Origin of the sequence: Micromonospora sp. NPDC007230, assembly GCF_042869115.1 — a bacterium.
In the GTDB taxonomy this organism is placed as follows: domain Bacteria; phylum Actinomycetota; class Actinomycetes; order Mycobacteriales; family Micromonosporaceae; genus Micromonospora.
The window spans coordinates 1-21285 of the sequence record NZ_JBIAFE010000016.1; the positions used below are offsets into that span (position 1 = coordinate 1).

15 protein-coding genes and 3 pseudogenes are annotated in these 21285 nt (G+C 69.1%); 10 read left to right on the forward strand and 8 right to left on the reverse strand.

Annotated elements, in window-relative coordinates; genetic code table 11:
* Positions 1-423: 423 nt before the first annotated feature.
* The 3 genes and pseudogenes from ACFYML_RS22085 (at position 424) to merB (ending at position 2314) form a co-directional block, all read left to right on the forward strand.
* Complete coding sequence (locus ACFYML_RS22085) at positions 424-762, forward strand: PadR family transcriptional regulator (RefSeq protein WP_387422438.1); 339 nt, start codon at positions 424-426, stop codon at positions 760-762.
* Entirely contained in the window at positions 755-1816 is a 1062-nt protein-coding gene (locus ACFYML_RS22090; RefSeq protein ID WP_387422439.1) for a hypothetical protein, read from the forward strand. The genes ACFYML_RS22085 and ACFYML_RS22090 overlap by 8 nt, the downstream gene beginning before the upstream one ends.
* A gap of 163 nt (positions 1817-1979) precedes the next feature.
* Positions 1980-2314: pseudogene (gene merB, locus ACFYML_RS22095) on the forward strand (organomercurial lyase).
* Positions 2315-2543: 229 nt separating this feature from the next.
* Here merB and ACFYML_RS22100 read toward each other — a convergent pair.
* Entirely contained in the window at positions 2544-2915 is a 372-nt protein-coding gene (locus ACFYML_RS22100; protein ID WP_387422440.1) for an ArsR/SmtB family transcription factor, read from the reverse strand.
* Positions 2916-3094: 179 nt separating this feature from the next.
* Positions 3095-3253 (reverse strand): annotated as a pseudogene (locus ACFYML_RS22105) (phosphatase); the annotation flags it as partial.
* 200 nt (positions 3254-3453) lie between these two features.
* On the opposite strand from ACFYML_RS22105, the gene ACFYML_RS22110 reads away from it, so the two are divergent.
* The 3 genes from ACFYML_RS22110 to ACFYML_RS22120 all read left to right on the forward strand — a co-directional run bounded on the left by ACFYML_RS22110 (position 3454) and on the right by ACFYML_RS22120 (position 7078).
* A complete protein-coding gene (locus tag ACFYML_RS22110) occupies positions 3454-4197 on the forward strand; it encodes a hypothetical protein (protein ID WP_387422580.1) in 744 nt (247 codons plus the stop codon).
* Positions 4198-4356: 159 nt separating this feature from the next.
* A complete protein-coding gene (locus tag ACFYML_RS22115) occupies positions 4357-4509 on the forward strand; it encodes a hypothetical protein (RefSeq protein WP_387422441.1) in 153 nt (50 codons plus the stop codon).
* A 526-nt stretch (positions 4510-5035) separates the two neighbouring features.
* Positions 5036-7078: a hypothetical protein gene (locus ACFYML_RS22120; RefSeq protein ID WP_387422442.1), complete on the forward strand. Its 2043-nt coding sequence runs from the start codon at positions 5036-5038 to the stop codon at positions 7076-7078.
* A 20-nt stretch (positions 7079-7098) separates the two neighbouring features.
* Here the strand turns inward: ACFYML_RS22120 and ACFYML_RS22125 are convergent, their stop codons facing one another.
* Positions 7099-7695, reverse strand: coding sequence for a hypothetical protein (locus ACFYML_RS22125; protein WP_387422443.1), 597 nt, complete (start codon positions 7693-7695; stop codon positions 7099-7101).
* 344 nt (positions 7696-8039) lie between these two features.
* A complete protein-coding gene (locus ACFYML_RS22130; protein ID WP_387422444.1) occupies positions 8040-8987 on the reverse strand; it encodes a class 1 isoprenoid biosynthesis enzyme in 948 nt (315 codons plus the stop codon).
* 609 nt (positions 8988-9596) lie between these two features.
* Between ACFYML_RS22130 and ACFYML_RS22135 the strand changes: the two genes are divergently transcribed.
* Positions 9597-9800, forward strand: coding sequence for a hypothetical protein (locus tag ACFYML_RS22135; protein ID WP_387422445.1), 204 nt, complete (start codon positions 9597-9599; stop codon positions 9798-9800).
* A 310-nt stretch (positions 9801-10110) separates the two neighbouring features.
* On the opposite strand, the gene ACFYML_RS22140 is transcribed toward ACFYML_RS22135, so the two are convergent.
* Entirely contained in the window at positions 10111-13101 is a 2991-nt protein-coding gene (locus ACFYML_RS22140) for a glycoside hydrolase family 3 C-terminal domain-containing protein (protein WP_387422446.1), read from the reverse strand.
* 309 nt (positions 13102-13410) lie between these two features.
* Between ACFYML_RS22140 and ACFYML_RS22145 the strand changes: the two genes are divergently transcribed.
* A complete protein-coding gene (locus ACFYML_RS22145; protein ID WP_387422447.1) occupies positions 13411-14565 on the forward strand; it encodes a LacI family DNA-binding transcriptional regulator in 1155 nt (384 codons plus the stop codon).
* 331 nt (positions 14566-14896) lie between these two features.
* On the opposite strand, the gene ACFYML_RS22150 is transcribed toward ACFYML_RS22145, so the two are convergent.
* The 3 genes from ACFYML_RS22150 to ACFYML_RS22160 form a co-directional block, all read right to left on the reverse strand.
* On the reverse strand, positions 14897-16729 hold the full coding sequence (locus ACFYML_RS22150; protein ID WP_387422448.1) for a PA domain-containing protein: 1833 nt from the start codon (positions 16727-16729) through the stop codon (positions 14897-14899).
* A 222-nt stretch (positions 16730-16951) separates the two neighbouring features.
* Entirely contained in the window at positions 16952-17920 is a 969-nt protein-coding gene (locus tag ACFYML_RS22155) for a hypothetical protein (protein WP_387422449.1), read from the reverse strand.
* Positions 17913-18065: a hypothetical protein gene (locus ACFYML_RS22160; protein ID WP_387422450.1), complete on the reverse strand. Its 153-nt coding sequence runs from the start codon at positions 18063-18065 to the stop codon at positions 17913-17915. The genes ACFYML_RS22155 and ACFYML_RS22160 overlap by 8 nt, the downstream gene beginning before the upstream one ends.
* An 889-nt stretch (positions 18066-18954) precedes the next feature.
* Between ACFYML_RS22160 and ACFYML_RS22165 the strand changes: the two genes are divergently transcribed.
* Together ACFYML_RS22165 and ACFYML_RS22170 are read left to right on the forward strand one after the other, a co-directional pair.
* A complete protein-coding gene (locus ACFYML_RS22165) occupies positions 18955-20784 on the forward strand; it encodes a CocE/NonD family hydrolase (RefSeq protein ID WP_387422451.1) in 1830 nt (609 codons plus the stop codon).
* Positions 20785-21027: 243 nt separating this feature from the next.
* Positions 21028-21200, forward strand: a pseudogene (locus tag ACFYML_RS22170) (transposase); the annotation flags it as partial.
* Positions 21201-21285: the final 85 nt, after the last annotated feature.

A 21285-nucleotide genomic window follows, 5' to 3' on the forward strand; every position in this document is an offset into this window, starting at 1 on the left:
ACCTGCGAAACATCACCACCGGCGATCCGGTCGGCATACATCCGGACCGCACGCGCCTGCGTCTCATCGTCATACTTCTTCGGTGCTGGCATGATTCTCTCCCTGTTAGATCATGCCCTCCGGGAAACCCAGGCCGATTCAGACCTTCAATATGTCCTTCATGCCGGGGTTGGGCTGGTCCTTGTGCGTCGGCGTGCTCGGAGCCGAGCGGGCGGATTCAGCAAGACCCAGGGCTGTTCCGTTAGCAGCGAGCCGGCATCGGCCGTATGGCGCATCCGCTTCTGTCGAGATGTAGATGGGTAGCCACCTCCGGAGCCTCGCGTGATGCAGCCAATCGGCCGACGCCAGCACCCGGTGGGCATTCAGATCGGCTGTATTCAGATCGACTGTATATAGAGATGGTCTATCGTGTGGGCCATGACGATGCAGGAACCGACGTTCTTCATCCTGACCGCGCTGGTGCGCGCCACCCCGCTGCACGGCTACGGGATCATCCAGGCCGTCGAACAGTTGTCCGGCGGGCGGGTCAAACTCAAGGCCGGGACGCTGTACGCGGCGCTGGACCGGCTCAGCACGGAGGGCCTGATCGTCGTCGACCGGGAAGAGGCCGTGGGTGGCCGACTGCGTCGCTACTACGCGCTGTCCGACGACGGCCGCGCGGCGCTCGAAGCCGCGGTGGAGCGGTTCCAATCGAACGCGAAGGTGGCCGCCTCCCGACTGCGCGAGGCTTTCGGCTTCATCGGGGGAGTTCAGCATGCCTGACCTCGAGCGCTCCTACTGCCGTCTGCTCCGCGCGTACCCCGGCTTCTACCGGCGCGAACGCGGGCTGGAAATCCTCACCACCCTGCTCGACGCGGCCGAGCCGGGGCAGGTCCGGCCGTCGCGCGGCGAGGCGGCCTACCTGCTGGTGAACGGTCTCCGGTACCGGTTCGTGCCGCCTACCTGGATCGGCAGGCTCGCGGCCGGCCTCGTGGCGATCTGGGCGGCCGTGGTGCTCAGCGGGGCCGGCGCCCTGGCCGTCTGGGGGTTCGCCAACCCCCAGGAACCCGACCTTGCCGCTTTCAGCGACGATCTGGCCGGTCGGCCGGCCTCGTTCACTCATGAACTCCCGGGCGACAATCTCCTCGACATGGCCTACGCCTACAAGACGTATGGCGAGTTCCAGGATTTCGCTGAGGAGGGCTGGGACGGCGGGCGGCCGGCACCGATGTGCCAGATCCGTGTCTACGAGCAGGTCGCCGAGACACCGACCGTCCTGGCCGACGCCTACCAGCACGTGACGAGTGCGGGCTGGCGGACCGGCGCCCTGAGCCAGGGCGGCGTGAACAGCCCGAACGGGGTGTTCTGGGCGCACCAGGACGGGGTGCTGTTACGCGTGTCCGCATACGACAAGACCGTCACGGTCAGCGCCTATCCGATCGAGCCGAGCGGCGTGCTCGTCGGCGCGGTCGCCGGGTTCGTCATCGGGCTGATCCTGATGTGGCAGGGGATGACCTGGATGGCTCACCGGGTCGCCCGGACCCCACGGTCGACCCGGCGGCTGATCCTGCTGCTCGGCCTGCCGGCTCTCCTCGCCTGCGGGGTGAACACCCTGGACAACGTGCTGAGCATGGTCCCGGACCCGAACACCGCCAGCGTGCTGTTCGTCGCCGACTACATGTACCCGCTAGCCAACCAGATCGCCAACCCGCTGGCGGTCAGCGTCATCGCGCTCGCGCTGATCGGCAGCCTAACCCTGATCGCCGGGTCGGCCCGGATGAACCGGCTTCGACCCGTAAACGCGGTAGCGCCGACCGGTGACATCGCCGAAAACTGAGCCCGGATTCCGCTGCGGGAATTTGCCCGGGAAGATCTTGTCGCCGTCGACAGCGCCGGGCGTCTGGTCGCGGCCTACCCTTTCTCCCCAACGCCAACGCCGCACCGGGGTGTCATTCGGCGATGTCGAGGTGTTCGCGATGTGCGCCATCGACGCGTTCGGCATGCCGTTCATGCTCGGCACCGACGCGGCAGTCGCCTTCGTCGACCCGCACACCGGCCAATCGGTCCGCGTAACCATCACCAACGGTGCCGCCACCTTCAGCCGACGGAAGCGGTGATCGTGTACGCGGCCACCGGAGACGCTGGTCGCTCGGTGGACACCTGCTGCTCCACCATCAACTTCTTCACGAGCGGATCCAGCGCTCAGGCATGGACCAAAGCCCACCCCAACCTGGCCGCCACGGTTCTCGACCAGGACCAGGCCGTCACGCTCGGCCGCGACATCTTCGAACCGCTGCTCGCCCGCCACACCGCTATCGATCACCCCTTGAACTGATGCCCGGTCGGCTATCGCCCACCGTTGAAAGCGGCTCACCGGCCAACGGCGCCGGCTGGCCGGTGACGGGCAAACACTGGCGTCCCTACTCCGCAGCCAGGGTGTCGCCACTGATCCGATCAGCCCAGGCGTCGTAGGCAAGACCTTGTCGGCGTGGTTGACGCGGTCGTGACCAGTGCGGACGTCATTGCCGGCGCCCGCAGGCCCGGGGGGCCTTCGAGGGTGCCGCTCAGCGGGCCTTCTTCGTCGCTCGCTTGCGGGGCGGAGTGAGCAGGTCGGCGATCGCCGCGATCGCGGACGGCACGAGCCGGTAGTACGCCCAGACGCCGCGCTGCTCGCGTTCGAGCAGGCCGGCCTCGGTGAGGATCCGAAGGTGATGACTCACGGTCGGTTGGGAGAGACCAAGCGGCGCGGTGAGGTCACTGACGGACGCCTCGCCCTCTGGTGCGGACTGGATCAGACTGAGCAGTCGTAGCCGGGCCGGGTCGGCGACTGCCTTCAGCACTCCCGCGAGCCGCTCGGCATCGGCACGCTTGATCGGCTCGCCGGCAAGCGGCGAGATGGCAGGCGTAGAAGTTTTCGCAGTTGGCACGTCTTCCATCGTTGCACCAACACCGTCGATACGCCGGTTGAACCAGTACCCGGTCACCGTCAGTTTGCGGGCAGGGAGCCGTGTTGACCTGTCCCGGCCGTGTCAACGGCCGGATGAGCGAGGGTCGGCCCCGCCCAACGGGTGACCGGGCGGACGGGCAGCGCCGGCGGGTTGGTCAGGCGGGTTGGTCAGGCGATGGGACGCAGTTCGGTGAGGAGCTTCTCCACCCGGGCGCGGATCTCGTCTCGGATCGGGCGCACGGCCTCGACGCCGTTGCCGGCCGGGTCTTCGAGCTTCCAGTCCTCGTAGCGCTTTCCGGGAAAGGCGGGGCAGGCGTGGCCGGGGCCAGCCTGAAAAAGGCCGAGAGCCGAGCACCTCAGTCTGCCCGAGCCCGGTACCCGTCGTCGCAGTGGTCGAGGCGGTCCGAGGTCGCCTCCGGCGGGCCAGTAGCTCCGGTGGCGACGACCAGGTCTGGCCGGGGCGCGGCCTGGGCGGGCGGTGCGTTCTGGGGCATGGTCCGGAGCCAGAATGCGAGAAGATCGTGCCCATGACTGGGGACTGGCTGGTTCGCTACCGCGCCGGGGAGCGCGGGCAGGTGTGGGATGAGCTGGCGCAGCTCGGCGATGCAGTACGGGATCCTGATGCACTGGAGGAGGTGCAGCTCGTCTGTGACGAGATGGCCCGACGCGCGCGGCACAACGTCGAGGTGATCGTGCAGCGGTTGATTCGTGACGGGTATCGGTTCCACGCCAACGATGATGAGCAGACTCCGGTGATACCGCATATCCCGCCGACTCCTGCGGCCGTTGAGTATGCCGCCTGGCTGCAGGAGCGGTTCGGTCCAGTGCCGCTCACGCTGCTGTCGTGGGTGCGCATAGTCGGGGATGTCTGGCTCGTCGGTACACATCCGGACTGGCCGCTGTCTGCGTCGGCCGATCCGCTGGTGATCCAGGTCGAGGGTTCGCACTATCCCCACTCGTCTATGCGTTTCCACTACGAGTATGAATGGGAGCAGTGGCGCGATCGGAGTGCAGACAATCCCAATGCCAGGCCGTTCCAGCTGACCCTGGCGCCGGACCGGTACCACAAGGACAACGTCAGCGGTGGCGGTCCGTACGGCATGGCGGTGCCTGATGCTCATGCCGACGGGCTGTTCGTCGCGGAGACGACGATGCCGTTCGTGCAGTACCTTAACTGGGTCTTCCTCCGCGGCGGGTTCCCATTCTTGACCGGTTCGAGTGACGCGCTGCAGATCCCGGACGCCCTCGCCGAGGATCTCCTTCCGCTGTAAGACCCGGTGGTCGGCCTTGCATGCCCAGCGCACGCATCTGGCCGCCGTGCGCGGGGATGCAAGGTTAACGCCGGCGCTCAAGGGCGTATCACCGCGACGGCCTCCTCGGGTCGCCCTGGCGAATGAGTAGTTTGCAAGCAAGGACCGGATCCACCTCTCTTGGGCCGGCTGCAGCACGGCAACCGCCTCGTTCAGACGCCCGGCGTCGGCCAGCAGCTCAGCCAAGCGAACGCGTGCGTACCCGGTATCGGCGCCCGGATCGGCCCGCAGGTCGGCGATCGCCTGCTCGCCAACACGACCACAACCACTTGACAAACCACACTCACAGATTTGCTGTCTTACCTGGAGCCTCGCCTTCATCAATCTGCGAACCCCGCCTACCACCCTGACCTGCAAGATCAGGTTGGAAAGGGCTCAAGCAACAAGCGAGGCGACCTCGGCTACGGTCAGTCAGGCCCGCTACGTCTCTGGGACGGCGAACGGCCTCCCGGGGCGGCCGGGTACGCAGAATGGCAATGGTGTGCGTCCGGCTGGAGGCTTGCGTGAGCGATTGGCCTCAACCTCGGATTCGGTGGATGGTGCCACTGGTGACGCACTATTCCCTGGTGGCAGCGACTGAATGTCGATGATCCCGACGGCCCGCCCCGGGCGGGCTGGCCACCGGTGGAGGTCTCATCGTTCGCCGTCGTGCGGCGTCTCCGGCTTTACCAGTTGCGGCTGACGTGGCACGCTTCGTAGTGCCTTGAGGGTGCTCGCGGCGCGTCGGAGCGGTGCGAATTGGTAGGACACGACCGGGGAGCCGATGGCGAACATGTGGCGACGCAGGACGGCGTATCCGTTGCTCCTCTGGCTCGTGCTGGCCGCCGTCATCGCGATCGCGTGGATACGATTCGGCAGCTCCAACCTGACCACTGTGCTCACGATCGTGTCCACCCTGGTCGCGCTGCTGCCGGTGTTGAAGATCGGCCCGCTGAGCTGGTCGACGCCCGGCCGGCAGAGCACTCCGGAGCAGGTCGACCAGGCGGTGCATGTGCTCGCCATCGAGGTGCGTAAGCAGTGGGACGAGGAGGCGCGCCGGCGCCAGCTTCAGGAGGCGCGCCAGATGCCGGTCCGCTGGGAGGTGGCGGATCGGCCGAACGATCGGGTGCGGTTGCCGCCGGCCGGGCAGCTGCCGCGGTTGATCGACGAGTTCGTCGGGCAGCCTCGCCCGATGGTGGTCATCGGCGAACCGGGTTCGGGCAAGACAGGCCTGTGCGTGATCCTCACGCTGGACCTCTTGAAAGAGGCCTCCCAGCGGGTGCCGGTGCTGTTGCAGATCGCCACCTGGGACCCGAACGAGAACCTCGACGACTGGCTGGTCCGCCGGCTGGTGGAGGACTACCCGTTCCTGGGCAACGAGGCGCGGTTCGGTGCCGGTGCGATCCGTGAGATCGTCACCCAGCGCCTGGTGCTGCCGATCCTGGACGGCCTGGACGAGATGCCACCCGAGCTGCGGCCCGTCGCGCTGCGCGCGCTCGACGACGACTGGTCCGCCGATCGGCCTTTTGTGCTGACCTGCCGGATGGAGGAGTTCCTGGCGGCCAACGCACCGAACCTGCTCGTCGGTGTGCTGGTTGTCCGCCTGCGGCCGCTGGAGCCGCAGGCGGCGGCGAACTTCCTGCTCGACGCCACCGCCGATGCCCGGCTAGAGGAGTGGGAGCCGGTCCTTGCGGACCTGGTCGCCCACCCGTCGGACGAACTGGCGCAGACGCTGACCAACCCGCTGATGCTCGCGCTGGCCCGCACCGTCTACGAGACCGAAGACACCTCGCCCCGGGAACTGCTCGACAGGCGTCGGTTCCCGCGGCAGCACGACGTCGAGGAACATCTCCTGGACCGGTTTATCCCCACGGTGTTCCGCACCCGCCCGCACCGCGGGGTGCCGAGCCCGATCCGGGTCTCTCGGCGGTGGGACCCGGCTGTCGCACAGCGGGCGCTGGTGTTCCTGGCCGGGCATCTCCAGACGCTCAGGACCCGCGACCTGGCGTGGTGGCAGCTGCCCCGAGCGGTGCCCCGTCCGGTCTCGCAGGTCGTGCGCGTCACGGTAGGCACGGTGAGTTGCGCCCTGCTGGGCTGGGTGATGTTCGGGTTGTTCGGCCGGCCCCACCTCGGTGTGGCCTTCGGCCTGCTGGTCGGCTTCTTCGGCGCCCTTCCGCTGGGCAGCCTGCGGGACAAGCGGCCACGCCGGTTCGTACCCCGGATCTTCCGCCGCGCGGAGCTGGCGCCGGAGTTCCTGGTCCGCGACATCGGCTTCGGCATCATCGGCGCGCTCGTCGGCGGACTCATTGTCGGCCTGCTGTTCAGCGTCGGTTACGGCGCGCTGATCGGGCTGTTCTTCGGGCTCGTCTTCGGCATGGTGCGTCGGTTCACCGAGCCGACCGAGCCGAAGGAGCCGGCCAGCCCGGGCAACGTGTTGCGCGGTGATCGCGGCACCGTGCTGTACGGGACCGCGTTGGGCGGGGTGGCCGGCGCGCTGGTCGGCGGATTGATGGGCGGCGTCGTCGGGGCCGAGCAGTACGGGTTGATCTTCCAGCTCAGCCCGCTGATGGAGGGGCTGCTCGGCGCCTCCGTCGGACTGCTGCTCGGGGCGGCCGGCCTCGGGATGATGGTCTACACCACCAGCGCATGGGCCCAGTTCGTGCTCGCGCGGCTTTGGCTGGCGTACCGCGGGTGGACCCCGCTGCGGCTCATGACGTTCCTCCAGGACGCGCACAAACTCGGCGTGCTCCGCCAGGTGGGACCGCTCTACCAGTTCCGGCACGTGTTGCTTCAGGAACGGCTGGTGCAGCCCTCGCCGGCGTCGGTGGGGGCACCGGAAGCGGAGACGGCGGTCCAAGGCTGACCGGCTCGCTGGCCAGGTCGCTACGCCGCATGGGCGGTGGTGAGCTGCACAGGCCCAACCAGGGACCAGTGCGCGACGCGGCCGGGCCAGCAGTCACTCGACCCGGCAGCACCGGCGACCGCGACGTAGCGGGCCTGCGGGAACCGGATGCGCGCCCGGCTGGTGGGCGTGCCCACGGGATGGATCTTGAGGTCCGCTAGGCTTCGCCGCACGCTGTCGCTGCCCCGACCGGAGCCATCGGTCTCCCAGTAGCCGAATTCGATTCGGACCTGGGAGGATACGTCGGCCGTGGCGGCAGCCTGTTGGTTGAGCAACCACGCGACGTCGGCCGGGTTGGTCAGGTCGACGGCGCGGGCGGTGGATCGGGTCTCGTCGATGGCCACCTGTACCCGGACCGCGACCACCTCGAAGGGATGCCGCCGCAACAGGCGTGACAGGTCGTCCAGCCACCGCCACTCGAAGCCATACTGCCGCCGCTCGACGACCACCAGGGCGGCGGCGCGCACGATCGTGTACCCGACCAGGGTGATGGAGGCGAAGGTCGCCAGCACGTGGTCGACTAGCAGACGATCGACGATCACGGCCAGCACGGCGGCCGCCAGCCAGCCCAGGGTCATGTTGCGGGCTCGCTCGAACGACGACCGGCCGGGCCCGACGGTGAGTCGCCGCAACACGTGGGCGGGGCCGCCCAGCGGAGCCAGAGGTATCGGGACCTCCGGCCGCATGCTGCCCGACTCGGCCAGCACCATCTCTGTCGTCCCCACTGCCTGCCGCCTCTCCCCGGCGTGCTGCCCGCACTGTCGCCGCCTTGCTGCGGGCCCCGGCCGTGGCCCCTACGGCCGCCTGCAACGCGACTCCCCGGGGGCGATCGCACAGCCGGAAGGTCCTCCGCGGTCACTCTACCGGCCGCCACCGGGCGTCCACCGAACGTGAACCCAACAAGCTGGCATGATGCGCACAATCAAGCCGTCTCGCTTGCCGGGGCGGCGCCCGCCGCCGGGCGGATGTTCCCGGCCGGCCGGAACAGTAACCGGTGCGGCCGACGATCGTCCGGGTGGGGCGGCGACGGCGCGCGTGCGTCACGGGGCGGGGCGTCCGACCGGTGCCGGTGCCGGTCGACCAGGTGATGGACCAGGGCACGCGCCAACATCATGAACAACATGCCGAAGAGTCGGCGTCGGCTGTGCCAGGGGTACTGCCGGCGGAATTCTCGGCGGAGCCACCTGATCCGCTGGCTGGTCTCGGTCAACGTGACCGAACCCAGGGTCACCTCGGTGACGACGCTTTCGGAGCGGTCCAGGGCCACGTCGTGGTAGTCGTCCAGGACCTGGAGGATGTCGCCGAGCTCGACGAGCAGCCGCTGGTCGTCGGGGGAGAGCGCCGGCCGGAGCAGTCCGAACAGCGCCGTGGTGCCGAGCCCACCCTTGCCGCGGGTGATCCGGCGCAGGTCCTGCCCGGAGACGACGGACCTCCGCTGCTGCCGCGACTGGATCTGAAACCGGTGCATCCCGCGCAGGGCCGCGTAGACCGGCTCGGACTCCTCGTCCCGCAGCGCCGTCTCGATGGTGTGGTAGAGCGCCAACAGCAGTGCCTCGGCGTCCGACTGCGGCTGGAAGGGGCCGCCCTCGAACAGGACCGTCAGCCGCTCGTCCAGACACTGGCTGCGGAAGTTGTCGAACAGGTCGTCGTACACGCGGGTGAACGAGCCGCCCAGCACGGCGCGGTCGGCCTGGAAGGCGATTCCGGTGGCCCGCGCGTACCCGGACATCGCGAGGCACACCTTGACGCTCGTGCTCAGCAGAATCCGCGAGACCTCCTGCCGCCGGAGCGTGCCGTCGATGGTCCGGTCAACGATCGGCCGCACCGTCTGGTCGAAGACGTCGATAATGTCGTCGACCTCGCGCCGCACGTACCGATATACGCTTGGCCACCCGGCCGCCAGTGACGCGCGCCGCAGTACGGCGATGACCTCAGTGGACACGGCCGGTACGCTCGGCCCGGGCCGCTGAGGACCGCCGTGCTGCGCGTGCCGCACGCATCACCGTCGCTCACCGTGCACCAAGGACGATCGGACCGAGCCGTGTCCCGTGACTCCCTTGTGACCCTGCCGCATGCGTCGACAGTATCGAAGACTATCACCGCGAGTGTCCGGCCGATGACCTGTCGCCAGCCGTTAGCAAAGTGGGCGTGTCGACGCAGCCCGGTCCATCTGCAGCTCGGCCCCCGAGGGCGGTCAATTCGCGTCACCCCGCATGGAGTCGACGATGCAGTGGTTTGTGGGACTCGGCCGGCGGATGCTGTCGGGCGCCATCGAGCTGGCGCGGCGGGCACTCACTCACCGGTCGCCGCGAGGGTGCCGCGTTCATGGAGTTCTGGCCCGGTGAAGTCATGCTCGGCGAGCAAGAAAGCGAACTGTCTCCCTACTGTGAACACCGGCGACGTCTCTGTCGACGACCGGTGCCGGTGCCGGTGGCGGTGCGGGCCCGCCCGCTCGGGACGGGCCCGTTCCTGCTCGTACATGAAGTCGGGATGGGACTTCGGCTACGGTGTGGCCCGCGCCTACGCCGGACACACCGACAGTCCGGGATCCACCACCACCACCTACATCAAAGCGGACCTGCACGCCGTCGCTGACGCGCTGTCGACGATGCCCGGCCAACCACACCCACTCGCCACGATGGAAGGAACCTCGCACGCCTGGCCGATGACCATTCGCCGTTGATCGACTGTCTCGGATGAACCTGTCGCTTCGTGGCGGGTGGGGGAGCAGTCCCTGGACCCCGCACGAAGCGGCGGGTCCGGTCGCGAGCCTGGGGATGAGCGAAACCGGTTCGACTGGACCTGCGTTCGTCGACGCGTACGAGCGGCTCGGTGCGGGCGCGGTGGCGGTGCGGTCCAGCGCTTCCCGCCCGGTGTCCGGTTCCAGCCGGCGCAGTGGTGAGTGCGCGGCAGCAGAGCCACGTCCTGGCACCGGCACGCTCGGCGGTGCCGGTGCGCGTGGGGTGGCCACGCGCACCGGCACCGAAGAGGCGTCAGGCGATCGAGAAGGTTGCCAGCCGCAGGTCCGAGCGGAAGACGAGGTAGACGTCGTGGATGCCCGGTGCCACCGACAGGCGTGCCGTGGTGGTGGCGTAGGCGTAGGCGTTGCCGGTGCTCGGGACGGTCGCCGTGCCGAGCAGCCGCCCGGTCGGCGAGCCGAGCCTGACCTCGATCGTGCCTGCCCCGGCGCTCGCCTTCGCGACCCGAGCGGTGAACGTCGTTTCCGCGCGGCCGAGCGCGCAACCGGCGAACCTGATCCAGTTGCCGGACTCCACGGCACCGACGGAGGTCCCGCGTACCTTGCTCTCATCGACGAGTTGGATGCCGGCGTACCCGTCGAAGTTCTCCGCCCGGGTCGGCACGGACAGGTTGCGGGCGGGGATGTGTTCGCCGTCCACGCGCAGGGTCGTTCGCTGGCGGATGTCGGCGGACGACGCGCCCACGAGCAGGTCGTGCATCGATGACTCGAGTACCCACTTGTCGCGGGTCACGTCCCAGTGGGCCAGGTCGTCGGCGCGCAGCGTCAGCTGTACGGTCGTGGTCTGGCCCGGCGCCAGCGACACCCGCTGGAAGCCGCGGAGTTGCTTGACCGGCAGGGTGTCCCGCGACTGTCGCTGGTGCGTGTAGAGCTGCACGACCTCCTCGCCCGCGCGGTGGCCGGTGTTGGTCACGTCGACGCTGACCTGTACGGAGCCGCCGGCGGACACCGACGCGGCGCTGGTGCGCAGGTTGGCGTACGCGAATGTGGTGTACGACAGCCCGTGACCGAACGCGTAGCGCGGGCTGCCCTGGAAGTAGAGGTACGTCTGCTCGGACCCGATGATGTCGTAGGTGAGCGGGTTCGGCGGAAGATCGGCGTCGCTGGCGTACCAGGTCTGGGTCAGCCGACCGGCCGGGTTGTGGTCGCCGAAGAGCACGCCCGCCACGGCGTGCCCGGTCTCCGAGCCGGCGTGGGTGGTCCACAGGAGCGCATCCGGCCGGACGTCCATGGTGGTCGGATAGCTGGTCTCGAGCACGACGACCGTGTTGGGGTTGGCCCGCGTGACGGCGTCGATGAGCTGCTGCTGGCTGGCGCCGAGCGCGGTGCTGGTGCGGTCGTGGTTTTCCCGGCCGTACACGAACGGGTTGCTGCCGACCACGATGACGGCCGCGTCCGCGCCGGAGGCGACGGCAACGGCGTTCGCCGCGCCGTCACGGACAACCTCGCGGGTGAACCGGGCGGCGTCCGCCTTCGAGCCGGTGCCGACGGTGCCGTCGGCGGCCACGGTGACGTAGTGCTCGGGGATCGACCACCAGCTCTCGTTGGTCTCGTAGCCGACGTACTGGATCAGGTACGTGCCGTCGGGCTGTCGCTCGAATCGGAACTGCTGCTGCACGTACCAGCCGTTCGGCCGCTCCGAGGCGGTGTTGAAGGGGCCCCAGTTGCCGGTCAGATACCGGCCGTTGCCGGCGTTGCGCAGGGTTGCCACGTCGGCCATCCAGTCGTTGACGTCCCACTGGGCGGCCGCGCCGGCCGGGCCGGTCGCTGCCACGACGTTGTCGCCGCCGCCGGTTCCGGTGGCGGTCAGGTACCGGCCTGTGGCGGTGTCGCGTAGCGCGATCCGGTCGAGGGCCTCGACGCCGGTGACGGTGGCTTTGGCGCCCAGGCGTTCGCGGATGCCGGCCAGCGGGGTCACCTGGTAGGGCATCGTCCCGCCGTACCAGTCGCTGAACAACGTGTCGTGCAGCGGGCCGATGACCGCCACGTTCCGCGTCTTGGCCGGGTCGAGCGGCAGCTTACGTTTGTTGTTGCGCAGCAACACCATGGCGGAGTCGGCGGCCTCGCGGTTGAGGGCGCGGTGTGCCGGGCTGTCGATGACGCTCGGTGGAATGTCGGCGTACGGGCCGCCGTCCGGGTCGAACTCGCCGAGCCGGAACCGGATCGACAGCACCCGGCGGACCGACCGGTCGACGTCGGCGACGGTCAGCAGGCCACGGTCGAGCGCGATCTTGAGCGTGGCGGCCATCGGCGCGCTGTTGGTGTCGTCCACCGTGAACTCGTCGAGCCCGGCCTTGACCATCGCGGCGTACGCCTCCGCTTCGGTCGGGTCGTCGAAGTAGTGCTGCAGCTGGGTCAACGCGTGCGGGGCCCAGGCGTCGCTGACGTTGTACAGCTCCTTGTCGGTCCAGCTCCGGACCACCTCGTTGAGGTCCGGGTCGAGGTGCGTCGGACGGCCGTTGACGAGGTTGTAGGAGGCCATCACGCCGGTTGCCGCGTCGGCCTGGATGGCCGGCCGGAAGGCGGCCTGGTCGTATTCGCGCTTGACCCTGGGCGGCAGCCCGGACGAGGTCCGGCTCCGGTCGACCTCGTTGTTGTAGGCGTAGTAGTGCTTGAGCACCGGCGCGGCCTTGAGGTAGGTCGGGTCGTCGCCCGACAGGCCCTTGCCGTACGCCACGGAGATGGCGCCGGTCAGCAGCGGGTCCTCGGAGTACCCCTCCTCGTTGCGTCCCCAGCGCGGGTCGCGCAGCAGGTTGACCACGGGCGCCCACGCCTGCAGGCCCCAGACGGTCGGATCGATGGTGTGATAGCCGCGCAACTCGTCGCCGGTGGCCGAGCCGACCCGTCGTACCAGGGCCGGGTCCCACGTGCTGGCCAGGCCGACGGCCTGCGGGAAGACGGTGCCGCGCGCCAGCACCTGGCTCCAGTTGTTGTTCAGGTCGTTGGACCAGGCGACGCCGTGCAGCGCCTCCGTGCCGGCTTTGAAGTAGGAGATGCCGAGGCGGGGGATGGCCGCCTGGGACTGGTGCATGAGCGAGAGTTTCTCGTCGAGCGTGAGCCGGCCCAGCAGGTCGTCGACCCGGACGTCCAGCGCCAGCTGAGGGTCGCGGAACGGTAGGGGTTCGGGGGTTTGGGCGGCCGCCGGGACGGGCGCCGCGAGCATGGCCAGCAGTAGGGTCAGCACGAGCGGGGGGATGACGCGTCGGAAGTACGCCTTGCGCCTCACACGGGCCTCCTCGGTGGTGGGCGGTCGAAGCGCTTCGAGGTCTGCGGCGACGTCGGGAACAGCACGATGGGGAAAACGACGTCCGCAGCCCAGGTCGGTACCGGTAGGGCGGCGGTAGCGCCGCTCACCGGCACGGGGACGCGAGTCGAATCGCTTCGACGGCCAGGCTAGGGGCACGCCACGATCGATGTCAATGGCAGGCCCTGCTCGGGCCGCCAGCGCCGCGCCCGGCCACCACTTGCGAGGGCCGGGCCGCGACGCATAGCTTGATCGGCATAGTCGAAACGGTTCGACCATGGGGGAGGTGGCGTGGTCTCGATCGCGGATGTCGCGCGGGCGGCGGGCGTCTCCCCGAGCACCGTGTCGTACGTGCTGAGCGGGCGGCGGTCCATCTCCGCGGCCACCCGGGCCCGGGTCGAGGCGAGCATCGCCGAACTGGGCTACCGCCCCCACGCCGGGGCCCGGGCGCTCGCCCGACGGCACACCAACGTGCTGGCACTCGTCGCGCCGCTGCGCGCCGATATCAACGTGCCCGTGATCATGAAGTTCGTGACCTCGGTCGTCACCGCCGCCCGCTCCTACGACCACGACGTACTGCTGCTGACGAAGGACGAGGGCACCGCCGGGCTGGAACGGGTGGCCGGCAGCGCGATGGTCGACGCCCTGATCGTCATGGACGTGGAGGCGGACGACGTACGAGTTCCGGTGCTGAGCCGGCTACGCCAGCCCGCGGTGCTCATCGGCCTGCCCCACCGGCCAGCCGGCATCAGCTGCGTCGACCTCGACTGGGCCGCCACCGGATACGCGGCCGTGCAGCACCTGGCCGAGCACGGCCACCGCTCGGTCGCCCTCGTCGGCCCACCACCCGTCGTCTACCAACGCGGCACCGGGTACGCCGAGCGGTTCCTGTCCGGCTTCACCGACGCCGTCGCACACTTCGGCCTCGCATCGGTCGCCCACGCGTGCGAACCCACCTTCGACGGCGCCGCGGAATGCCTGCGCCGGGTCGACGCGGAGCTGCCGGATGCGACCGCGCTGGTCGTGCACAACGAGGCCGCGCTCGGATCCGTCCTCGGCATCCTGCACGCGGCCGGCCGCCGAGTGCCGGATGACGTGTCGGTGCTGGCGATCTGCCCCGACGATGTCGCCCTCGGGCTGCCGGTGCGGCTGACCACCGTCGACATCCCCGCCGACGAGGTGGGGGCGCTCGCTGTCGAGATGCTGATGAACCTGCTCGACGGCCGGCACGGCGCGCAGACCCGGCTGCTCGCGCCCGTCCTCACCGAACGCGACAGCTGCGGGCCGCCCCGGCCACGCCACCCTGATCCGTGCCGCTCTCAGTTGGGCATGCCGCTCGGTGGCGGGCCAGAAGGCGGGGTCCCGTCCGGACCACCGGACGGCGGGGCGCCGCCGCCGGCCGGGGTCGTGGTGGTGTCGACGCCGACGACCAGGGAGACCCCATAGCCGCTGGTGACGTCGCCCTTCACGGTGTAGAGCTGGCTGAGCGCCAGAGCGGACTCGATCCCGGTAACACCCAAGCGGTGGATGCGCTTGGCGACCTGCTCGACCGCTTGCTCGCGCGACCATGGTTCCCATCGAACATAGCGAGCAACGAGCGGGTCGCCGTAGTAGGCGAGCAAGGCATCGACGTCATCCACCCGATACTGGCGAAGTAGCAGTCGCTCACACCCGCGGAATCCTCCCATGAACGAAGTGGTCGACCGTGCGGGGCAGGTGCCGGGAATGCGGCGGCGCCGCCACCTCATGGGTGACGGCGCCGCGGGGGAGTGCTTACCTAGTTCTTGCCGGTGTACTTGAACACGTACAGCCCGAAGTCGCGATCGCTGGCGAGCACGTACTCGCCTCCGGCGCGCTGGAGGATCTGCACGCCCCAGAGGTCGTTGCCGCCCTCGTCGACGAAGTGGCCGACCTCGGTGATCCGGTCGTTCTTGATGCTGAGGACCCGTAGCCCTGCGTCGTAGTACGACGCGTACACCAGGTGTGGGTTCTGCTTCGACACGGCCACCTCGTGCACGGTCAGGTTGCCGAACCCGCTGGCGTAGGCCGGGTCCATGCCTTGCCGTACGGCGTAGGTGTCCAGCTCCTGCAGCTTCCCGGTCCCGTTGCGGAACAGGTGCACGTAGCCCCATCCATCGAAGGTGGCAGCCAAGGTGACGGTGTCCCCGACAGTGCCGACCGGCACCGAGGCCCTGGCCGAGCTCCGTTGGCAGGCCGCCTCGTCGTAGCCGGCGTCCGCATCCATGATGGACAGGCCGGCCTGCCGGTTCACGAAGAAGAACGGCTTGTTGGCCACGACCGACGGGCTCACCAGCGAGCCACAGCCGCCCGACGCACCCGTCCGGTTGAAGACAACCGTCCCCGCGTACCCGCGCGACTCCACGTTCGCCGCCATCTCGGTGAAGCCGCATCCGCCCCGCTCGACGAGGGCGACGTAGGGACCGCCGGTTGCCGGGGCGGGCGCTGGCGGGTCTGCGTTGCAACCAAGACCAACGAAGATGGCTGTGCCGGAGAGTTCGTCGCCGGTGGGCAGCTGCGCGCTGCCGGCCTGCACCGCCCGGAAGTCGCCTCCGTCGTTCGTCGCGACACGGACCCGGGTCGCCCCGAAGTCCTCGTCGGTGGTCAGCACGTACTGGCCGTTGTGCACGAACTCGGCGTAGTGGCCGTTGCCCTCGGGGCCGAGCGTCACCCCGTTGGTTTCGTGCAACTGCGGGTCGGGGAAGGTGAAGTCGGTGTCGGCGACGTAGCTCGGGTGGGCCGGGTCGGTCACGTCGAGCGCCACGTAGCCGGCGTCCCACATGGACAGCAGCATGATCTGCCGATTGCCGTGCTTGCGAACGACCACGTCGTGGAAGAAGACCGTGTCCAGGTCGACACCCGGCTGCAGGATCTGCGGGAACATCGCGGCCACGTCGACGTCGATCACCTGGACCGGGTGCCGCGGGTCGGTGATGTCAAAGATGGGCAGCATGGGCGTGCGGCTGTCTGGGAGCACGATGTAGGCCTTGCGGTCCGGTCCGGCCCCGGTCTGCCACATGAACGTGCTGTGGACTGTCCGCGCCCGCGATGTCACCCCCGGCTCGACTGCCCCGAAGCCGTTGGCGAGGACCACGGGGTGCAGGGGGTCGGAAACGTCGACGAGGGTCGCTCCACCCACGGCCGGGGGTGCCGCGGCGTCGGTGCACAACTCGTTGCTGTACGCCAGCACGTCGCCGGTGAACGTGGGGGTGCTGAACTGGAGCGGGTGGATCCCTTCGCCGACGAATGAGCCCGGCGACGCGGCGATGAAGCCGACCTGGCGGGGCTTGCTGAGGTCGGAGATGTCCATGACGTAGACGCCGCCCTCGCACGGATCGCTGTTGAACGCGCCGAGGTACGCGTAGTTGCCGAGCACGCCGACATCGGAGACGACGCCCGCTCGCGCGTTGTTCACCCGTGCCTTGCCGACGAGGGTGACGTCCTTGCTGTCGTGGTCGAGGTGGCCGCCCTCGCCACCGTGCTGGTGACTTTCGACGACGACACCGCCGTCGTCGAAGACCTTTGTGTTGTCCGCGCCGGCCGGTCCAACCGTCAGTGCGGTGGCGGCGAGGACGACGGAGAGTAGGATCACGCCTCTGCGGGGTTGCCGCATGCGATCACATCCGATCAGGTAAATCGATCAATGTAGCTGATCGGCGCCATGGTAGTCGGCCTGGTGGCGCGGAACCATCCCCTGTCCGGCCTTCCTCACGAGCGGGGACAAGGAGCAAGCCCTTGCCGTACTCACCGGCACGGCTAACGCGGCCCGTTGCCGTGCCGGTGACTCGTGGAGGAACTGTGCCCGGTGGCGGCGCTACCGCACCACCAGCGTGAACTCGGCGGTGTGCACTCTGCCGCCCACCTGGAAGTCGAAGAACATCCGGTACCGGCCGGGACTCGTCGCCGTGAGCCAGAACTTGACCGCGCCGCCGAGGAGTCGCTGCTCCGGGTGGACGTGCACGTACCCAAGGTCGCCTTCCCGTAGCACGACAAGGTGCCCGTATGCGCCGAGGTAGCGCTGCAGGTCGGCCACCGGCGAACCGTCTCGGCTCACCCGGAACACCAGCGCCTGGGTCTCACCGAGTCGCGGCGTGCCCTCGTAGGTCACGGCAAATCCGTCGACGATGGACTCGCGGCTGGCGGCGGGCAGAGGGAGCGGCCGGAAATCGCCGGGCACGGTGAGGTCCGCGCCGAGGGTCAGCGGGACCTGCGCGTTGGCCGAGCCGACGGTCGCGAAGTCGGCGTACGCCCGCCACGCGCCGGCCTGCGGGAGCAACAGGTCGACGCTCCAGGTGCCGTCCGGCGCCATCGTCGGGTGCAGGTGCTGGTAGCCGGAGAAGTCTCGACGCGCGACGATCAGGTGCATTGGCTTGTCGTGCACGATTGCGAAGTTCGTCACCGGCTTGCTGTCGGGGCCGATCACGCGGAACCGCCAGGTGCTCCGCGCGCCCGCCGTGAGCGAGGTCGTCTCGGGTGCGAGGGTGTAGCCGCCGGCGCTGACGGCCAGCCCGCCTACCTCGGCGCCGGCAGCCGTCGTTGCAGCACCGCCCGCGTGCTGGTGCCCGGTGCCACGCGAGGCGGGCAGGCTGGCGCCGGGCGGCCGGCCCATCGGAGCCGATCCAGTCGGGCCCGCCGAGTCGCGGACCACCTCGCCGAGCGCAAAGCCGGCAACGAGCGCGACCGCGAGCCCACCGGCGATGGCGAGCAGGCGCATCGACGCGCCGTCACGGGCCGACGGGGACGCCGGGCGAGCCATCGCCTTCGTGGCCGACGGCTCAGCCATCGGCGCCGGCCAGCTCGTCGCCTGCCGCGCCTACCGCGGTGACAGCCTGCACCCGGCGGCCGCCGGCCACCCTCGTGACGGTGTGCGTGGTGGTTTCAGACATCCGGTCTTCCTTGCGTTGGCCGAGGAACGCCAGCTGGGACATGACTATCCGTACTGTTGGTGGGGCACCGGATTCTCCCGCCAGGTAGAGGATGGGGGCGCCGTTGATGTCGGTGACGGTCCGCGGCCGTACCGGTCGGTGACCTCGACCTAGTCCTCGGCGGGGACGCCGGTTGGTGCCTAGCTGCTCGTCCTGGCGGATGCCGATGACCCCGCTGAGGGCTACCATTCGGCCGCCGATCGACGCTCCCTTGTCGAAGGGTGCCCGGGAGGCGTACGCGAGCCGTCGTTGGTGACGCCTCGGCCGGTCGTGTGGTGAGCGGGCCGCACGGTGCCTCCTGATAGGCGGGCGTCACGGGATCATATCGGCACCAGCAACCCTGGGGCGCGTTCGGCTGCGCGGGGTCCAGCGGGACTGCCGGCCATCCTCAGCGCACCGTCGCCAGGTCCAGCAGATGCCAGGTGAGGGCCTCGTTGTCGCCGGTGGCCCACGGGAGCACGGCGGGAACCATCGGTCGCGAGCATCGAGTGGATCGCACCGGGAGACGAATTGCTGGCCGACTTGCCGCGCTGCAGCTGTCGGCCGCCGGACCCTTCTGCCGCTCCATGTAGTCGCCGTCCGTTGTAGAACTAGTCGAACCGTGGCATCGGCGTGGAGTAGGCGTCGCCGGTGCTGGCTCCAAGTAAGGGTGCGGCCAGGAATTCCTGGCGGCCGGGCTGGACCCGGTTCCATGACCGCGTTCATCAGGGCATCCGCACGTCGGAGAGGACGACCCTTGATTCCGGTACCAGCGCCCGTGGTGTCGAAGCGCCCAAGACTTGCCCGTCCGGGCCCGGTGAAGGTCGAGGGGAGACATGACCGGAGAGGTTCTCTACCCTCGATAGCCAGCCAGACGGGGCCCTCGTCTGGAGCTGACTTCAGGGGAGGATGGATGAACCTTCGCAGGAACTTGTCGCCCGTCGCGGCGGCCGGTGCACTGGCCATCATCACGACCCTCACCGTGGGCGGATTGCCTGCGGGGGCACAGGCGGGGACGGCAGCCGCGGCAGCTGACGAGCCGATTACCCACGAGGAGAATCCACGGGTTCCCGAGGGGGCGGCGTGGACGGAGGCGTACTTCCCGTCGTCGGACGGTAGTGGGGTTGAGCTGCATGCCGATGTGCTGCGTCCGGCAGACCTGCCGGCGGATGCGAAGACGCCGGTGATCCTGTCGGTGGGCCCTTATTTCGCGCACTCGGGGCAGACTGGCCCCGAGGGGTGGGACCGGGTCGGGCCATCGGCGCGCTTCCAGGACTTCGTCGACGGTGCCGGCCTGATGGCGCGTGGCTACACCTTTGTGATGGTCGATCTGCGCGGCTTCGGCGGCAGCACCGGGTGCCTGGACTGGGTCGGTCCGGGCGAGCAGGCCGACGTCCGAGCGGCCATCGAGTGGTCGGCCAGCCAGCCGTGGTCCAACGGCAAGGTCGGGATGTACGGGAAGTCGTACGACGCCGTGACCGGGCTGGTGGGCAACAACCTCAGGATGGACGCCCTGAAGGCGGTCGTTGCCCAGGAGCCCGTCTGGGACATGTACAACTACCTGTTCAGCAACAAGGTGCCGCGTCCCAACGTCACGGGCACTCCGGCGGCGTACAACTCGATCGCGACGATGCCTCCGATGGCCGGCGACAGCGACCGGTACAAGGCGAACGCGCTGTACGAGGCGAGCCATCCGAAGTGCTTGAGCGACAACATGATCAACAACAACAACCCGGACCCCGATTCGGGGTACTGGAGGGCGCGGAACCTTGCCGCGGACGCTGCCGGTACCGGCACGCCGTTGTTCGTGACCCAGGGCTTCATCGAGCCCAACACCAAGCCGGAGGACATGGAGGAGTACCTGGACAACCACCAGGGTCCGCAACGCGGTTGGCTCGGCCAGTGGGAGCACGTGCGAGGCAACGACACCGGCGCCGACGGCCGGTTGTCGATGGGCCGTGCCGGCTGGTTCGACGAGGTGATGCGGTTCTATGACCAGTACCTCCGCGGCACCGACCCGTCGGTGACCGATCCGGCGTACGTCATCGAGGACAGCCTCGGCCACTGGCGCGCGCAGGCGATCTGGCCGGTGACCGCGACGTCGTACGACGCACGGCTCTCGACCGGGCAGTACCTCGACGACGGCGGTGCCTCGACGGCTGCTGCCGAGGCGGCTGCCACAGTGGACACCGGTCGCTGGGACCTGGAGCGGGCGCCGCGGATCGAACCGCTGTCCCGTACCGAGAGAAACAGGGCCAAGAAGGGCGACACCGCCACCACCAGCTTCTGGACCTGGTCCACGCCCGCGCCCCAGGCACTCCGGCTCACCGGTACGCCGAGGATCACGCTGAACGCGAGCACGAGCGGCAACGTGATGGTGCGCTTGTGGGACGTCGCTCCGAATGGTAGGGCGACCATGTTTGACGAGAACGTCGCGCTGGTGGAGCGCAACGGATCGATCTCCTTCGACCTAAAGTCGACCGACTGGACCTTCGAGCGTGGGCACCGGCTGGGGGTCCAGATCGGGACCATCGACTCCAACAGATGGCGGGCCATGCCCTCGGGCCACACGATCAAGATCTCCGGCGCGCGGCTCGCCCTGGATGTGCAGGGTCCGCGGTCCGACGCGCCGACTCAGGGTGACCGTTCGCCGTACCTGGACCGGTACCTGGCTGCGAACACCACCACGCTCAGCAACGTCGGCCCCAGCACCTTCGCGCTGAGGCTTTCCCGGAACGGCTGACAAGCGACTGCCTGGCACCCGCCTACTGGGTGCCAGGCAGTCCGTTACGGCCTCGGTGCTGGTTTCGCATGAACTTTGACGAGGCGTCGCAGGACGCTTGACGCCAGTCATGATCGGATAGGTCTTTGGCTGCTCATCAGCGTAAGGCCATGCGCCCTGAATCTCGGTGGGCTCTGCTGCCTTGCCACCTGGCATCCTCGGCCAGATGAGCACCCCGCCGACGGCGTCGGTGCGGGGTCGGGCAACTTCGGCAACGGCACCCGACCGAAGACGGTCCTGACCGAGGCCAGCGGCCCGGCGCGGATCAACGTGCCGCGGGACCGGGCGGGGACGTTCGAGCCGCAGACCCTGCGTAAGCGGCAGCGCCGCCTGTCCGGGTCGACGAGGTCGTGTTGCCGCTGTATGCCAAAGGCCTGAAGTAACGGGCGAGCAGTGGGTTCGGCTTGCCAAGGTGCCCGTGCCGTTCTACAGCGGCACCGCTTGGTTCCTGCCCTTCGCCGG

Bases quoted from the DNA above. Each gene is read 5' to 3' on its own strand.
- ACFYML_RS22160 (WP_387422450.1), bottom strand. From the start codon at position 18,065: ATGTCCCAGCTGGCGTTCCTCGGCCAACGCAAGGAAGACCGGATGTCT.
- ACFYML_RS22165 (WP_387422451.1), top strand. From the start codon at position 18,955: ATGAACCTTCGCAGGAACTTGTCGCCCGTCGCGGCGGCCGGTGCACTG.
- ACFYML_RS22125 (WP_387422443.1), bottom strand. From the start codon at position 7,695: ATGACCCTGGGCTGGCTGGCGGCCGCCGTGCTGGCCGTGATCGTCGAT.
- ACFYML_RS22135 (WP_387422445.1), top strand. From the start codon at position 9,597: ATGAAGTCGGGATGGGACTTCGGCTACGGTGTGGCCCGCGCCTACGCC.
- ACFYML_RS22090 (WP_387422439.1), top strand. From the start codon at position 755: ATGCCTGACCTCGAGCGCTCCTACTGCCGTCTGCTCCGCGCGTACCCC.
- ACFYML_RS22100 (WP_387422440.1), bottom strand. From the start codon at position 2,915: ATGGAAGACGTGCCAACTGCGAAAACTTCTACGCCTGCCATCTCGCCG.
- ACFYML_RS22085 (WP_387422438.1), top strand. From the start codon at position 424: ATGCAGGAACCGACGTTCTTCATCCTGACCGCGCTGGTGCGCGCCACC.
- ACFYML_RS22155 (WP_387422449.1), bottom strand. From the start codon at position 17,920: ATGGCTGAGCCGTCGGCCACGAAGGCGATGGCTCGCCCGGCGTCCCCG.
- ACFYML_RS22110 (WP_387422580.1), top strand. From the start codon at position 3,454: ATGACTGGGGACTGGCTGGTTCGCTACCGCGCCGGGGAGCGCGGGCAG.